The organism is Pseudoalteromonas rubra (assembly GCF_000967655.1).
Lineage (GTDB): Bacteria > Pseudomonadota > Gammaproteobacteria > Enterobacterales > Alteromonadaceae > Pseudoalteromonas > Pseudoalteromonas rubra_A.
Genome location: NZ_JXYA01000039.1, coordinates 40,145 through 56,231, shown reverse-complemented (window position 1 = coordinate 56,231; position 16,087 = coordinate 40,145). Strand labels below are relative to the sequence as shown.

Genomic DNA, 16,087 nt, shown 5'->3' with positions numbered 1-16,087 from the left:
TAATTCCTAGTTATCCTTACTTTTTATCAGTAGTCAAATGTAACAACAAAAAACCACAAATGACAACAAAAAAGCAATATACCAGCACATTTTATCGCCTTCCCATTTCCAAAAATCGCAATTCCATTTCCACAAATCGCCACGTTAAAACCAGACTCAAAAACCACACAAAACCATATAATACAGCAACTTAAAAAATGGCACGTGACTTGTAATGACTATTCCCAAATGCCCACAGAGGAAATGGTATGGACATACAGGTCGAACAGAAAAAGAGCATAAAAGTAAACTGGTTGTGGCTCGGTGGTATTGCTGTGCTTGTCATTGTGGCTGGCTGGCTGCTTGCTCAGCCAACGGCGCAGGCGTCTTTGGCAACGGGTGATGCCTGGATTGGTGAGGTCAGACAGGGGGATTTAACGATTTCGGTGGCCGGGTTTGGTCAGCTCAAATCGCGTACGCCGCGTCTGATCAGTGCAGCCAGCGAGGCCACGGTTGAGGAGATTGTGCTGCGCCCGGGTGCTGAGGTGACACCCAGGAGTGTGATTATGCGGCTTCAGGATGCCAATCTGGCGCAGGCACTTAAAGATGCAAAACGAGCATTGCAACAGGCGAAAGATCAGTATTTACAGGCGGATATTAATCAGCAGCGCGAAATGCTGTCGCATCAGGCAAGCCTGGAGATCTTAAAGTCTGAGCTGGAAAGCGCTGAGCTGGAGGTCTCTGCCCAGGCAGGCCTGGTTGAAGATGGCGCGGTGTCTAAACTGGATTTTCAGCGCACGGTTTTGGAGCATCGTCAGCTTAAACGGCGTATTGAGATTGAGCAGCGCAGAATTGCTCAGCTGCAAACACTACATCAGGCCAATTTGCAGCTGGCAAGCTCGGATATCGACGCCGCCGAAGAGGCCTATGGGCTTATTCAGCACAGGGTTGAGCGCCTGACGGTGCGCGCGGGGATCACTGGCGTAGTACAGCAATTACATGTTGAGCTGGGTCAAAGTGTACCGCTGGGTGCCCAGTTGGCGCTGGTTGGCAGCACAAAAGACTTATATGCACAGCTACAAATTCCGCAGGCGTATGCCGAGCAAATCAAGCTTGAGCAGTCGGTACAAGTGAATACCCGAACCGACCTCATAGCCGGCACCATTTCGCGCATAAACCCTATGGTGCAAAACGGCAATATTGAAGTGGAAGTGGCCCTGCCCGCTGCGCTGCCCGACAGCGCCCGGCCCGAGCTTAATATCGAAGGCACCATACACATTAATACACTCAAAGAGGCGCTTTATATCGACAAGCCCGTTGGCGCCAAAGCCTTCAGCACCGCCACTTTATATCGCATCGAACCCAATACCCAACAAGCACAGGCCATTGAGGTACACTATGGCGCCCAGACCGCACAGCATATTCAGTTGCTCAGTGGCGCACAGCCAAAGCAGCGCTTTATTCTGTCGGATATGGCATCCTATCAGGGTGAGCCGGTCGTGTACCTGAGTAAATAAGGAAACAACAATGAACAACAAATGCGTTATTGAACTCAACGATATCACCAAACACTTCCTGCTCAGCGGTATGGAAACACAGGCTTTACGAGGCGTAAACCTAAACATTAACGAGGGCGAATACGTGTCTATCTCCGGCCCTTCCGGTTGTGGTAAGTCGACCTTACTCAATATTTTGGGCCTGCTGGATACCCCCACCAGCGGCCGCTATCAGATTGCCGGTAACGATGTCAGCCAGCTCAGTGTTAATCAGCGAGCAACGCTCAGGAACAAGCATATTGGCTTTGTCTTTCAGTCGTTTAACCTTATTGACGAGCTAAGCGTGTTCGACAACCTGGCGCTGCCAGTAAAATACAGTGAACAGCCTTTAGCAGGTGCGCAACTCAAAGAGCGGGTAATGCACTGCCTGGAGCTGGTGCAGATGACCCACCGGGTTGACCACCAGCCCAATCAGTTATCGGGTGGCCAGCAGCAGCGTATCGCCATTGCCCGGGCGCTGGTTAACCGGCCGGATATTCTGCTCATCGACGAGCCCACCGGTAACCTGGATTCCAAAAACGGTGATGCAGTCATGCAGATGCTGCACGACTTGAATGCGCAAGGCACCACTATGTGTATGGTGACGCACGACCCCAGATATGCCGATATGGCCGGGCGAAAACTCTTCCTGCTCGACGGTGTGATGGTCGACGAGGTGAAACTGGAGATGGCGGGATGATGAAAGAAGAACTCAAACTGGCCGCAGCCAACCTGAAAAAACTGCCCGGCTTCAGCATAACCGTGGTCCTCACACTGGCACTGACACTGGCGGCGCTGTGTGTGGTGATCAACATCAATCACCGGCTGCTGACCAAGCCCTTGCCCTACCCCAATGCCGATACCCTGTGGGTGACCGACCAAAGCGAAACCATAAATGGCGAAACCCAATATGGTTTTCAGATGCTGCCCACTCAGCTGCTGATCTATCAGGATCAACAGTTTATAGAACAAATGGCCATGCTGCACCATACCACGCCCCGACTGATGGATGTGGATAACCGCCCCACCGTGGATGTACTGCGCGTATCACCGGAGTTTTTCTCGTTACTGGGTGTGCCCATGCATCTGGGGCGGGCACTGAACGCCAACGAAGGTGTCAGCGATGAGCAAAAGGTGCTGGTGCTGAGCTATCAGGCCTGGCAAGACAACTTTAACGCCGACCCTAAGGTGGTAGGCTCTTTTACGCAGCTTAACCGTGTGGCCTATCAAATCATTGGCGTCACGGCCGCCGAGTTTGAAGTGCCGGAGATTTTTCGCAGCTTTGCTATTAGCGGATTCAGCAGTTTTCCTGAGGCGCTCAGCACCACTAACAACTGGAACAGCATCAGCAGCCAGTTTAATGGCATTGCCCGTCTCAAGCCGGGTGTGAACCCAGAGCAGGCCAATCACGCGCTGGGCGAGCAGATCAATGCGTTGTATCAGTCCCAGGAAAACGTGGCCCCCGATACCGCAATCGGCGCACGCTTTACGCCACTGCGCAGCAGGATCATCGCCGAGAGCGATAGCCTGGCCCTGAGCTTATTATTTTCGGCTACGGTACTGGTGCTCATTGCCCTGACCAATGTCACCAACCTGTTTTTATCTCGCGGCGCGCAAAAGCAACGCACTATGGCCATTCAGGCGGCGCTGGGTGCCAAGCCCCGGCACATCTTTGTCAGTATGTTTTGTGAATGTGCGTTACTGATTGGCGCAGCGACGGTATTAGGCTTACTTGCCGCGCAGTGGCTGAATGTGTTACTGGCTGAAGATCTCAGCTACCTGTTTACCCGCATGCAGGCCCTGTCGCTCGATGCCCCCACCATTGTGATTGCACTTGTGCTGGCTTTGCTGATCACTTTGCTGATTGCGGCCATCACCAGCAGCCAGGTTAACTATCAGGCCCTCACCGACGCCCTGCATGCGAGCGGCAAAGGTACAGGCGCGCAAATCTCTGCCAGAACCCGCCATATTCTGGTGGCACTGCAAGTGATGTTTGCCAGTTTACTGCTGTTTCTGGCCGCCAATAAACTGTTGCCTGCCTATCAGGAAATGACCCACCCAACCGGCTTTGATACTGAACACCTTTACTACGTGCGTGTCGATGGCAGCGCCACTGACATTGCGCCGTTTGAACTGGCCCGGCAGGTTAAAAATACCCTAAGCGCACAAGCAGGCATCAACTCAGTGGCCGCCAGTGCAACATCTCCCCTGGTGATGGGCTGGAAGAATTACCTGTACGACGAAAACATCGCTTTGCTTGGGATCATCAGTCTGGCATTTATAGATGAAGATGCCTTCACCACCTTAGCCTTGCCGCTCAGACAAGGACGCAGCTTTACCCCCATTGCAGCATCCGGTGAAGACAACAACGAAATAGTGCTTTCCGAATCACTGGCAAAGCGCCTGTATGGCGAAGCAAGTCCCCTAGGGCAGACGCTATACATCGACCAGCAAACGCCCAGAAAAGTGGTGGGTGTGGTCGGCGATGTTTACGTACCCACCGGCCCGCTTGGCTATGAACTGGCGCGTTACTATGTGCCGCTAACCGAAGGCAGTAGCGCGTTTATTGTCAAAGCCAGCGGGCCCCTGGCTCAGGCTCAGCTTGGTGATGTACTGAAGGATATTCACCCCACCTTAAACTTCTCGGCTTTCAGGAAAGTGGATGATATGCTCAGTCAGCGACTCAGACAAACCTGGCTCCAGGCCATGCTCACCGTGGCTTTATTAACCCTAACGCTCAGTCTGGCCGGTGCGGGCATTTATGGGGTACTCAGCTACAGTGTGCAGATGCGCCGTTACGAACTGGGCATTCATTTGTCTTTGGGTGCACATACTCATAAACTGACCGCCATGATTGTAAAGCAAAGCTTCGTGCCTATTTTTACCGGGCTGGCGGTGAGCCTGCTGTTTGCCACGCTGGGTTATCTGTTGTGGTCGCGCGTTGGCGAAGGACCGGTCGAGGTGAACTGGCTGGCCGTGCTGAGCAGTATTCCGGTTATGTTACTGGTTGCCTTTATCGCCAGCTATCTGCCGGTACAAAAGGTGATCCGTCAGGACCCCATTCGGGCCCTGAGAAATGAATAATAAATCAAACAATAATCAATGAGGAAATGCAGGCGCACACTCGCGCCTGCCCGTTACATCATGCAAGGCACCCTACTTATCGTTGACGACAAGGCCGATATTCGTCTGAGTCTTCACCTGCTGCTAAAAAACAGCGGCTTTAACACGCTTCAGAGCAGCTCGCTCAGTGCAGCAGCGCAAACCCTTGCCCAACAACCCATCGACCTGGTACTGCTCGATATGAATTATGAGCTGGATACTACTTCAGGTCAGGAAGGGCTGAATTTTTTATCTGAGCATGCAGCACGCGGCCCATCTAGCCCGGCATTTATTGCCATGACCGCCTGGTCCAGCGTGACGCTTGCGGTCGAAGCTATGCAACGGGGCGCGGTGGACTTTTTTGCCAAACCCTGGGATAACCACGCGGTGCTGATGATGGTGAAAAAACACCTTGGCCTGCGGCACATGGCAAAGGCCAGACACAGCGCAGCGCCTGTAAGCAAACCAGTGCCCGATAAAGCACTGCTGTGGTTGAGTCCGCAAATGCAGACGCTGAAAAAACAGCTAGACAGGGTAGCGCCAACCGGGGCCAATATCTTGCTGCGCGGCGAGAACGGCACGGGTAAATCGCATATTGCACAGTACCTGCACCAGCAAAGCGCACGCACAGGTGGGCTTGTCAGTGTTAACATGGCAGCCATCCCCGACAGCTTGTTCGAAAGCGAGCTGTTTGGCCATGTCAAAGGGGCATTTACTGATGCCAGACAAGACCGCGAAGGCCGTTTCAGCCAGGCCAGCGGCGGCACCCTGTTTTTAGATGAAATTGCGACCTTAAGTGAGTCGCAACAAGCCAAGCTGTTGCGGGTACTGGAAAGCGGCGAATATGAGCCGGTCGGCTCCGACAAAACACGCCACGCAGAGTGTCGGCTCATCAGCGCCACCAATGCCGATCTCGAGACATTACAAACACAAGGGGTATTTCGTCAGGACCTGTATTTCAGGCTCAATACCATAGAGCTGACACTGCCACCACTGAGGCAACGCAGCGACGAAATTATTCCGCTTGCCAGGCACTTTATCTCGGCGCATGCAAAGCGCTATGAACTACCCGAACCGGTTTTGTCTGACTGCGCGTGCAACGCTCTGCAAGCCTATCACTGGCCGGGCAATGTGCGGGAGCTCAGCCATATTATGGAGCGCGCAGTACTCATGTGCGACGAGCCAGAGATCACAGCTGCTCAGCTGCCAATCAAACCTGAAAATACTGCGCCTGATGGCCCTATCTCTGAACTGGTAACACTGGAGCAGGCAGAGCAAAAACTCATAAAAATGGCACTGTCCCAGTGCCTCGACAACGTGGAGGAAGCCTCGGTTTTACTGGGAATAAGTAAAAGTGCGCTGTACCGGCGCATGGATAAGTTCAACATCAAAACCCGGCAGCCCTGAACCTGATGTCTCTGAACTACGAGCGATTCACAACGCTATTTTTAACGCTTGTCTGGCTGCTGCTGGCCAGTCTCAGCACCGGGTTACTGCTGAGCCTGGGCAGCGGCTGGCTGGGTGTTGTTACCCTGTGGGTGCTGGTATTAGGTCCGGCGGTATTGCTGTTACAGAGCATAAAACAGCGCCTTGTGCAGCCCTTTTACCACCTGACCACCACAATCGAAGCCATGCGCCTTGAGGATTATGGCCAACGTTTTTACAGCGCCGACCAAAGCGGGATCCTGGCACAATTACAAGCCGAAACCAGCCAGCTGTGCACGCACTTGCAGGCGTATAAATCAGCACGGGATCATCAGGCTATTTTGCTGTTTCGGCTGATTGAGCAGCTGCCCAGTCCGATTGCCATTTTCGACCAAAGCAATGCGCTGGTGCATGCCAACGACGCTTTCTCCAACTGGACCGGCAAGCCCTGGCAAACGCAACGGCTCACCAAAGCACATCATTTCAGCCTGGTTCAGTCTAGTGGCCAGTGGCAGTTCAGCCATCCTTCACTTGCGCAACAATGGCAGCTAAGGCAAAGCCGGATCCCCATAAACGACAGCCATGCCCACTTGTTGATCCTCACCGATGTGCAGTCGGTGGTCAGTCAGGCGCAGCGCGACGCCTGGCAAAAAATGATCCGCATTCTGAGCCATGAGATCCACAACTCGCTCTCCCCCATTAAGTCGCTGGCGCAAACGTTGCAAATGCTGCAACCCGGCGCGGATACGCAGGCCGATTTTGATCAGGCGCTTGCGGTCATTGTGCAGCGCAGCGATGGGCTGATGTCGTTCGTTAACCGCTATGCAAGCGTGGCAAGGCAACATCAGTTGCATTTGGAGGAAGTCACCACAGATACCCTGCTGCGCCCAATGCAGGCGCTTTATGGCACGCAGCTCACCTGCTCTGCCACAGCGTCTTTTACGCTGCATGTAGATGTTAGCCTGATGGAGCAAGTGCTGGTTAATCTGATCACCAATGCGCTGGAGGCCAGTGACGAACCTGCCGGTGTTGAAATTGTCATCAGCAAAACCACCCAGTATGCCTTTATCGACATTCTGGATCAGGGTCCTGGTGTCAGTAATCCGGATAATCTGTTTGTGCCTTTTTACACCACAAAAGAAAATGGTAAAGGCATTGGCCTGGTGCTGTGCAAAAACATTGTGGAACAGCACAACGGCCAGCTGACGCTGGTCAACCGCACTGATCAGCGCGGTGCCAGGGCCAGGATTCAGTTGCCGCTCGGTTAGCGCCGAACGTGCGATGTTACTGCGCTACAAAAGTTGCTGAGCTAAAAAATTACTGCGCGACAAAAATCAGTGAATCGGTATCAAAGCCGCGCTCGGCCGCCATACGCACAAACTTGTCGATAATGGCCTGGTCGACTTGCGGAGTTCTTGAAAGCAGCCACAAATAATCGGTGTCCGGGCCTGAGACAAAGGCATACTGGTAGTTGTCGTGATCCAGTTCAAACACCACATAGGCGCCATAAAACGGACCGAAGAAAGACACTTTCAGATAAGCTTCATCGTCCTGATTGACGAAAAATGCTTTGCCCTCGGCTTCACGCCACTGGTTTTCCTCGGCATTATAACCTCGATTGATGACCTTTACGCCGCCATCATCGCGCATGCTGTACTGGGCCGTGACTTTGCTCAGCCCACGCTCAAAAGAATGATCCAGCCGGGCAATTTCATACCATTTACCCAGATAGCGATTAAGCTCAAAATTCCCCACGGGCTGTACACCCTGCGGCATGCCCAGACAACTGCTAATGACCAGCGTCATCATAATAATTAACAGTGTTTTCAATGCGTGCTCCTTCTAAACCAACACGTTCTGGTACGGCTAAGAAAACGCGCCGGTTCACTGTTTGGTTAATTTACCTTAACACAGATATATAGCAGCCTTATCACGGCGCGCCAAACGCCGTTATTCCCAGCCCAACGCGGAAACAACCAAGCGTAGCGTTAATGCCAAAGAAAACGAAAGTGGTGTCGGTAAGCTGATCCCGTGTCGGAGCACGGGATGACTGAGGGAGGTGTTGGAAATAGACTCGCTCTAAACGCCGTCATCTCAAGTCCAACAGAACAATCAGGCTTTTTTAACGAACTTGGCTGTGACCATCATTTCGCCCACACCATCGACCTTACAATCCAGTTCGTGGTCTTTTTTGTCCAGCACACGGCGGACCAGGGCTTTGGTGCCAATTTTGATCACCTGAGAGCTGCCTTTGATTTTCAGATCTTTGATAACCGTCACCTTGTCGCCGTCGGCCAGCAATGCGCCGTTGGCATCTTTTACCTGGATCAGATCGTCTTCATTGACTTCATTTGGGTTCCACTCATAGGCACACTCAGGACAAACCAGATTACTCTGGTCCTGATAGACATATTCAGAGTTACATTTTGGGCAAGGAGGTAAAGACATAATTACTTACTACGTATTGATTCATTTGGTCTGCATAGTAATGGCTCAGCCCCGGATGTGCCAGTGCTAAGCCTATATTTATTGATTTAGTACAGGTGAGCATAAACGCGTCGCGATTACAGGCCGCTTTTGGCCTGCGCTATCACAGTGTGTACTCTGGCTGGCAAGTGGCCACGCCGCGCTGTGCACAGGTAAATAGTTTCGCTCACAGGGTACTTCAGCGAATGAACGCGTATTTGTTCCCGCCGGGCAAAGGCCTCAACCGCAAAAGCAGGCAACACGGTAAACCCTATCCCCCGGCTAACGGGTTCCAGGATCAGATTGATCTGGTTAGAAAAGCCCTTGCGTGCAAACTGAGCGCAGTGCTGAAACTGCGCAAAATTGGCACTGAGCAACAGCTCGCTGTGATGTGCGCCATCGGGATGGTCGATAAACCCCAGCGATTCCAGATTTTCCCAGCTTGGCGTATGTACCTTTGCTGGTGTTACCAATAGCAAAGGCTCGGTGGCGATTGCCTCACATCTGACCTCGGCCGATTTAGCCTTTAGCGTGGTCAGGCCAAGCTCTGCGCTGCCCTGTGCCACCGCCTTGATGATTGTCTCATTCGGTGCAAAACGGTGATCGATGACAAGCTCAGGGTGGCGGGTCTGCAATGCCAGCAAGTGCGGATATAACCTGAGTCCGACACTGCCGGGTGACATTACGCTGACTGCGCCTTCAAATGGCGGATCCTCGCCTATACTGGACTCAAGGTCCGACAAACTTTGCAGAATTTGCTTTGCCTGCGTGCACAGCCGTTGCCCGGCCTCCGTCAGTACAATCTGCTTGCCGTCGCGCAGCAGCAAAGCAACGCCAAAGTGCGCCTCTAACTTTTGCACATGCTGGCTCACACCCGATTGTGTCATATGTAGCTGCTCAGCCGTGCGGGTAAAGTGCCCAATTCGAGCCAGGGCGCAAAATGTTCGTAGCCAGGCGTTATTAATCATTACATAACATACTTATTTTGATTATTTTTAATAATTTTACTTGATAGAAGAGTCTTTGTAACCTGCACAGCATTCAAACAGAGGAGAGCATTCTATGAGCCAGGTTTATCCACGTAATTTTTCGCATATCGGCATCTCGGTCCCAGACCTGGAAAAGGCCGTTGAGTTTTACACTCAGGTAATGGGCTGGTATGTCATTATGGCCCCAACAGACATTGTTGAAGACGACAGCGCCATCGGAGAAATGTGCACCGACGTATTTGGCGCGGGCTGGAAGCGCTTTCGTATTGCGCACTTGTCTACCGGCGATCGTATTGGCGTAGAACTATTTCAGTTCGATAACCAGACCAACCCCGATAATAATTTTGAATACTGGAAAACCGGCGTCTTTCATTTTTGTGTGCAAGATCCGGATGTGGAAGGCCTGGCAGATAAAATCGTGGCCGCAGGTGGTAAAAGGCGTATGGAAAAGCCGCGCTATTACTACCCCGGCGAAAAGCCCTATCGGATGATTTATATGGAAGACCCGTTTGGCAACATCGTTGAGATTTACAGCCACAGTTATGAGCTGATCTACAGCGCAGGCGCCTATCAGGAATAACACCGCATAGGGCTGGATATACCGGCCCTGATCACTTGCCGGCTTGCTTGTTAGCCCCCCACAGTCCAACACCCAGGGCTATACCAGCCCCCGCGCACGGAGCAATGGAAAAAGCCAGAATATCAAAGGTTACCCCAACCGTAATGCCAATGGCAGTCCCGATACCTGCACCAATTCCAATATACAGGCCCGGATTAGGCCCGGCTTCGACTTGTTTGTCTGTCATGTGTATTTCCTTATGTTCATCATAAATTGGCTTAATTTTATACACACGCGCAAAAAAAGCACAATACAAAATTGTATGCCAAAGCGGCGCAAAAATACGATATGCTTTAACACAGTGACGCTAACCTCAAGTTTGTATGCATATTTTATTAGTTGAAGATGACCCGGATACGGCCGAGTTTATCTGCGCCGGGCTGGCGCAGCACAATGCCCGCGTGCAGCATTGCAATAATGCTGAGCAGGCTATGCTAAGCGCCTCTGCCACTGCCTTTGATGTGATTATTTTTGACCGCTTGTTGCCCAACATGGACGGTCTGGACGCCGTCCGGGTGTTGCGCGCCAGTAAAGTCAGGACACCCATCATCATGCTCACCGCACTGAGTGATACCGCCGATCGGGTCGCCGGGCTTGAAGCCGGTGCCGACGATTATCTGGTCAAACCCTTTGCCTTTGCCGAGCTGTATGCCCGTTTAAAAGCCCTTGCCAGACGTCAGCCGCTCAGATCAGATACACTGGAGCTGGTGTACAGTGAGCTGCGGCTCAACCGCACGTCGCGCCGAGTATACAGAGCCGGAAAAGAAATTGAGCTGATGCCCAAGGAATATCAGATCCTGGAATACATGATGCAGAACCCCGAGCAGCTGATCACCAAAACCATGTTACTGGAACAAGTCTGGGGATTTAGTTTCGACCCTAAAACCAGCCTAGTGCAAACCCATGTCAGCCGCCTGCGCAATAAGCTGGATAAGCCCTTTGCTTTTGACATGATCAAAACCATTCGCGGCAGCGGTTATCTGCTGATGGGCAGCAATGATGATTAGCCGTTATCATCTTAAGCACACAGCGCTGCTTGGCGGCGCGCTCTGGGCCACCCTGCTGTTGCTGTTGTGGCTCACAGGTCAGCTGTTGGTGTGGCAGGATAAACAAGCGCAACAGCATGAGTTTGAGGAGTTTCTGGGCGAGATTGAGAGCGCACTGGAAGAGCATGGCCTGGAACACGTGTTACAGGAGTTTGAGCTGGAGGAAGATGAAGTCTGGCCCGATAGCGAAGCGCAAACCCATTTGTTCGACGAAGGCTGGCTGGTTGCGCTGTTTAAGCAAGAACAGCTACTGTTGGGCGCCAATACTAAGCTGACCGTGACCTCAACGCCGCAGTGGCAAAGCGTATCACTTGGCGAGGAAGGCAATGTAGAACTGCTGTCGGCTTCGGTGAACTTACCCGACAACCTGCAACTGCATTACTGGCAAAAGCGAGACGAACTGCACGCCCACAGAGCCGAATTTTATAGCCAAATAACACACTGGTTTGCGCTGCTCAGCCTGCCACTGATTTTGGCTGCCATTGCCTGGTTGCAGTACAAGCGCACCCGCACTTTGCAGGCACTCTCTGATCAACTTGCTCAGGTGGCCCACTCGCCGGATTCAAAGCGCACTCAAGTGAGCACAGCCAACCCGGACATAGTTGCGCTCAGCCTTGCCATTAACCGCATGCTGGATGAAATCACCCGACTGCATGGCAATCTGAAAACCATGTCGGTGGGGATCGCCCACGACCTGAAAACGCCTTTATCGCGCATTTCAAATCGCCTGCAAAGTATGGTTCAGGACCTCGACAACCCGGCAATCCTCGAAGGCCATATCGACAAAGCCAACAATGAACTGGCACAGGTCATCAATACCTTTAACAACCTGGTGCGTCTCAATGCCATCGAATCGGGTAAGCATATTCAGGGCTTTAAAACCTTTGATTTATCCGCCCTGATTGACGAGCTGGCACAAAGCTATCAGCCGGTCTTTGAAGACAGCGGCCGACGCTTTGAGGTATCGATTGTACCCGCCGTGCATTGTCATGGTGACCGAGACTTGCTGGGTCAGTTGATCTGCAACTTACTGGAAAATGCACTGGAACACAGCCACAGCGATGCCCATGTCTGGCTGCGGCTACAAAGTCATACCGACAGCGCCCTGCTGCAAGTTGGTGACGATGGTCCCGGGATCCCTCCATGCGACCAGCCAAAAGTCTTTGATAAGTTCTATCGTGCCGACATCAGCCGTGGCCGCCCTGGCAATGGCCTTGGACTCAGCATAGTGCGGGCCATTTGCGACGTACATAAAGCGCAGCTATGCCTGCTTGAACAACAGCCCGGTGCCGTATTTAATATTGAGATCCCCACACGTCCTGCTCGGAGTGATTAGTCATAGCTGGTGTGGGTCATTTATTTATCTCCTAAGCACACTTCTCGATTTCGACATCCCGGCTTGCGAGCCGGGAACCACTAAGCATACAATTTTGTATTAAAGCCGTATGGCAACTGTATAACCTTTCCAAACGGTTTCACTCTAGACTTAAAGCATCCCTAAGTAAGAGAGTGAAACCATGTTTAGACTAACCCCGCTTAACATACTGCTGCTCAGCGTTTGCCTGGGCCTGGCAGGGTGTGGTGGCAGTGACACTAGCCAACCCACCTCGAATAGCCCAGCACCGGTATCAGCACCTTCACAGGACACCGGAAGTTCGGGCAATGGCAGTAACAACGCCAGTGCAAGCGATAACACCAACAACAATGGTGATAATAACAATAACGCCGGTACAGGTAATAACGCCAACAATAATGATGACAATAACGCCAACGACAACACACCGGACGACAATACATCTAATACCGATCCGACTTTTACCACCGCCGTCAGTACCTCGCGCTTTTTACAACAGGCCACCTTTGGGACCCGGCCACAGGACTTGGACACGCTGACAGGAAAAAGCGCATCAAGCTGGTTTCAAGCACAGCTTAAAGTACCGCCCAGCCTGATCATGCCGGTGGTGAGCGAGTTTACTCCACCGCCCACAGCAGAAGATGATTTTAATGCGCTCTACATCGAATCGACCAGTGTTGCCTTCTGGCGTCATGCCATTGCCGGGGAAGATCAGTTGCGTCAGCGTATGGCGTTTGCCCTCTCTGAGCTATTGGTGGTCTCCAATGCAGGTGGCGAAGAGCTGACCGACATACCAGAGGCCGTCGCCTCGTATCAGGATATCCTGATCCAGCATGCCTTTGGTAACTACCGGGAACTGCTCGAAGCGGTCACCTACTCTCCCGCGATGGGCTTTTACCTCACCTATATGGGCAACCTCAAAGGCGATGAAGTTTCCGGCAGAATGCCGGACGAAAACTACGCCCGCGAGTTACTGCAATTGTTCACCATTGGCGTGGTTGCTCTGAACCCGGACGGCACCGAGCAAAAAGATGACAATGGCGCAACAAAAGAGCTTTACACCAATCAGGACATCACCGGACTGGCACGGGTATTTACCGGTCTGGATTTGGACTACGACACCTCAGATGCACAGGAAATCAACGAATTTGCGCTGCCCATGGCCGTCTACCCGGAGAATCACAGTGAAAAAAGCAAGACCTTTCTGGGCACCACCATCGCCGCAGGTACAGGACCCAAGGCGTCGGTCACACAGGCGCTGGATCATATTTTTGCTCACCCGAATGTACCGCCATTTGTGTCAAAGCAGCTGATCCAGCGGCTGGTCACATCTAACCCTTCACCCGCTTACGTCGCCCGCGTTTCCGGGGCGTTCAGCAGCGGTCAGGCCACATTGCCCGATGGCAGTAGTGTGGGAAACGGCCGCCGTGGCGATTTAACCGCAACCCTGGCCGCCATTTTGTTTGACCCAGAAGCCAGAGCAGCTGCCACCGAACGCGGCGGCAAGATCCGCGAACCCATAGTGCGCTTTACCCAATGGGCGCGGGCATTCTCAGTTAAAAATATCACCCCTGAATATCAGGAAATGCTCTGGGATACCCGAGACGCCAGCATGCTGGGCCAACACCCGTACCGCTCACCCAGTGTGTTCAACTTCTTCCGCCCAGGTTATACCGCACCGGGCAGCCTGAGTGCGGCCAGTGGCATGGTGGCGCCCGAGCTGCAGATCACCAACGCCAGCACTATTACCGGCTACGCCAACTTTATGACTTACTACATTACCGGGTTACAGCAGGAAGTGGATGTTGAAGACTTGCAGGCCAGCTATGACGAAGAAAACATTCCGCTCAATGCCGAAAACGCCGTAGAAAGCTTTCTGGCAAGCTACGATGCCGAGCAGGCACTGGCGGGCAACCCGGATGCCTTAATCGAGCGCCTTGATCTGCTGCTCTGCGCCGGACAGCTCAGCGCCACCAGCAAACAGGAGATTAGACAAATCCTGCAAACGGTGGCGCAAAACGACGAAGCCGAGCCACTAAGACTGGTGCACCTGGCCGTTTTACTGGTGATGACCTCACCTGATTATTTAGTCCAGAAATAGGAGCAAAGCCCATGAACAGACGTGATTTTATCAAACTCGGTGGGGCCTCCTTAATGGCGTCCTCGATGTTTCGGTTAGGTCAGGCGCTGGCAAACAGTCCGGCTCAAAACAGTGATTACAAAGCCCTGGTATGCGTGTTTTTATACGGCGGCATGGACAACCACGACACCATTATCCCTTTCGATGAGCCCAGTTATACGCAGTGGGCCGGTCACCGGCAAAGCTTGCTGGGCAAATATACGACACCGCGCACGCAGGCAAACCTGTTACCCATAGCAACGCCGGGTCGATTTGACTCTCGCCGCTTCGCTCTGCCCCCTGAGTTAGCCGGGTTAGCAGGCCTGTATCAGCAAAATAAAGTGGCTGTGGTGGGCAACGTGGGGCCCTTGTTGCGCCCGGTGACCGCCAGCATGATTGCCCAGGACACCGCCAGATTGCCGTCCCGCTTGTTCTCACACAACGATCAGCAATCAACCTGGATGTCGGGTGCCGCCGAGGGCGCCCAGTTTGGCTGGGGAGGGTTAATGAATGACGCCCTGATGACGCAAGGTTTAACGGGTAATACACCGTTTAATGCCATCACCACCGCCGATGGTGCCCTGTGGCTCACCGGTAAACAAACTGCTCCGTATCATGTCAGTGATGGTCAGGCTGCCACCATAGAGGCACTGGAAGAATTTGACCATCATCCTGAGCTGATTGCCCATTTCAGTAACCAGGCACAGAACTCACAAAACCTGCTGCAACAGGATTTGACCAATGCCATCAACAACGCCTATGAGGCAAACAGTCAGTTCAATACCGCCCAGGCTAACACCACAGTGACCCTGCCAGAGTTCCCGGCCACGGGTTTGGGCAAACAGCTGCAAACGGTGGGCAAAAGCATTGCTGCGCGCCAGCAACTGGGCGCATCAAGGCAGGTTTATGTGGTCGCCATGGGCGGATTCGACACCCATTCGGGGCAGGCGCAAAACCTGCCTAAGTTGCAGGCCACGCTGGACAGCGCGCTGGTGGCCTTTAATAACGCAATGGAAAGTCTCGGCCTCAGTGAGCAGGTTACCTTGTTTACGGCGTCGGACTTTGGCCGTACGCTGGCGATTAACGGCGATGGCACCGATCATGGCTGGGCCGGGCATCATTTTGTGATGGGTGGTGCAGTCAATGGCGGCACCATTTTTGGCGATATTCCAAAGTCGGAGCTCAACCATGAGCTGGACGCCGGTGGCGGACGCCTTATTCCGACCACCTCTGTGGATCAATATGCCGCCAGCCTGGGGCAATGGATGGGCCTGGACACAGGCACGCTCAACGGTATCTTCCCCAACCTGGTGCACTTTAACGGTCCACTTTCTTTGTTTAAGTGACATCAAGACTAAACGTTCCTTGTCTATAGTTCGTAAAAGAAGCCTGACGCATTGTTCAGGCTTACGCTCATCATGTCACCTTGATGAGCGAATAATAAACCCAGATA

At 52.8% G+C, this 16,087-nt stretch carries 14 protein-coding genes; 10 read left to right on the top strand and 4 right to left on the bottom strand.

Features of this window, described 5'->3' with window-relative positions; genetic code table 11:
* Nucleotides 1-248: 248 nt before the first annotated feature.
* The 5 genes from TW77_RS16290 to TW77_RS16270 are packed head-to-tail and all read left to right on the top strand — an operon-like array spanning nt 249 to nt 7,309.
* Nucleotides 249-1,496, top strand: a complete 1,248-nt coding sequence (locus TW77_RS16290) for an HlyD family secretion protein (protein WP_046006039.1) — start codon at nt 249-251, stop codon at nt 1,494-1,496.
* A gap of 10 nt (nt 1,497-1,506) precedes the next feature.
* On the top strand, nt 1,507-2,214 hold the full coding sequence (locus TW77_RS16285; RefSeq protein ID WP_046006038.1) for an ABC transporter ATP-binding protein: 708 nt from the start codon (nt 1,507-1,509) through the stop codon (nt 2,212-2,214).
* Entirely contained in the window at nt 2,211-4,598 is a 2,388-nt protein-coding gene (locus TW77_RS16280) for an ABC transporter permease (protein ID WP_046006037.1), read from the top strand. The genes TW77_RS16285 and TW77_RS16280 overlap by 4 nt, the downstream gene beginning before the upstream one ends.
* Nucleotides 4,599-4,658: 60 nt before the next feature.
* Nucleotides 4,659-6,023 carry a sigma-54-dependent transcriptional regulator gene (locus TW77_RS16275; RefSeq protein ID WP_046006036.1) on the top strand — a complete coding sequence of 455 codons (1,365 nt, stop codon included), beginning with the start codon at nt 4,659-4,661 and terminating at the stop codon, nt 6,021-6,023.
* 5 nt (nt 6,024-6,028) lie between these two features.
* Nucleotides 6,029-7,309 carry a sensor histidine kinase gene (locus tag TW77_RS16270; protein ID WP_240479507.1) on the top strand — a complete coding sequence of 427 codons (1,281 nt, stop codon included), beginning with the start codon at nt 6,029-6,031 and terminating at the stop codon, nt 7,307-7,309.
* Nucleotides 7,310-7,358: 49 nt separating this feature from the next.
* Here the strand turns inward: TW77_RS16270 and TW77_RS16265 are convergent, their stop codons facing one another.
* The 3 genes from TW77_RS16265 to TW77_RS16255 form a co-directional block, all read right to left on the bottom strand.
* Nucleotides 7,359-7,850, bottom strand: coding sequence for a lipocalin family protein (locus TW77_RS16265; RefSeq protein WP_240479509.1), 492 nt, complete (start codon nt 7,848-7,850; stop codon nt 7,359-7,361).
* Between the two features lie 303 nt (nt 7,851-8,153).
* Nucleotides 8,154-8,489 carry a zinc ribbon domain-containing protein YjdM gene (locus tag TW77_RS16260; RefSeq protein ID WP_046006033.1) on the bottom strand — a complete coding sequence of 112 codons (336 nt, stop codon included), beginning with the start codon at nt 8,487-8,489 and terminating at the stop codon, nt 8,154-8,156.
* Between the two features lie 116 nt (nt 8,490-8,605).
* Nucleotides 8,606-9,475, bottom strand: coding sequence for a LysR family transcriptional regulator (locus TW77_RS16255; protein WP_046006032.1), 870 nt, complete (start codon nt 9,473-9,475; stop codon nt 8,606-8,608).
* Between the two features lie 94 nt (nt 9,476-9,569).
* Between TW77_RS16255 and TW77_RS16250 the strand changes: the two genes are divergently transcribed.
* Nucleotides 9,570-10,076, top strand: a complete 507-nt coding sequence (locus TW77_RS16250) for a lactoylglutathione lyase family protein (protein ID WP_046006031.1) — start codon at nt 9,570-9,572, stop codon at nt 10,074-10,076.
* Nucleotides 10,077-10,107: 31 nt separating this feature from the next.
* Here TW77_RS16250 and TW77_RS16245 read toward each other — a convergent pair whose 3' ends face one another.
* Nucleotides 10,108-10,302, bottom strand: coding sequence for a hypothetical protein (locus TW77_RS16245; RefSeq protein WP_046006030.1), 195 nt, complete (start codon nt 10,300-10,302; stop codon nt 10,108-10,110).
* Between the two features lie 136 nt (nt 10,303-10,438).
* Here TW77_RS16245 and TW77_RS16240 point away from each other — a divergent pair, with 136 nt between their 5' ends.
* From TW77_RS16240 to TW77_RS16225, 4 genes are all read left to right on the top strand, one after another.
* Complete coding sequence (locus TW77_RS16240; RefSeq protein WP_046006029.1) at nt 10,439-11,122, top strand: response regulator transcription factor; 684 nt, start codon at nt 10,439-10,441, stop codon at nt 11,120-11,122.
* Nucleotides 11,112-12,497, top strand: a complete 1,386-nt coding sequence (locus TW77_RS24390; protein WP_082078950.1) for a sensor histidine kinase — start codon at nt 11,112-11,114, stop codon at nt 12,495-12,497. Before TW77_RS16240 ends, TW77_RS24390 begins: the two co-directional genes overlap by 11 nt.
* Before the next feature lie 181 nt (nt 12,498-12,678).
* Nucleotides 12,679-14,616 (top strand): DUF1800 domain-containing protein, encoded by a 1,938-nt coding sequence (locus TW77_RS16230; protein WP_046006028.1) that lies wholly within the window; start codon nt 12,679-12,681, stop codon nt 14,614-14,616.
* Nucleotides 14,617-14,627: 11 nt separating this feature from the next.
* Nucleotides 14,628-15,980, top strand: a complete 1,353-nt coding sequence (locus TW77_RS16225; protein WP_046006027.1) for a DUF1501 domain-containing protein — start codon at nt 14,628-14,630, stop codon at nt 15,978-15,980.
* Nucleotides 15,981-16,087 lie beyond the last annotated feature (107 nt).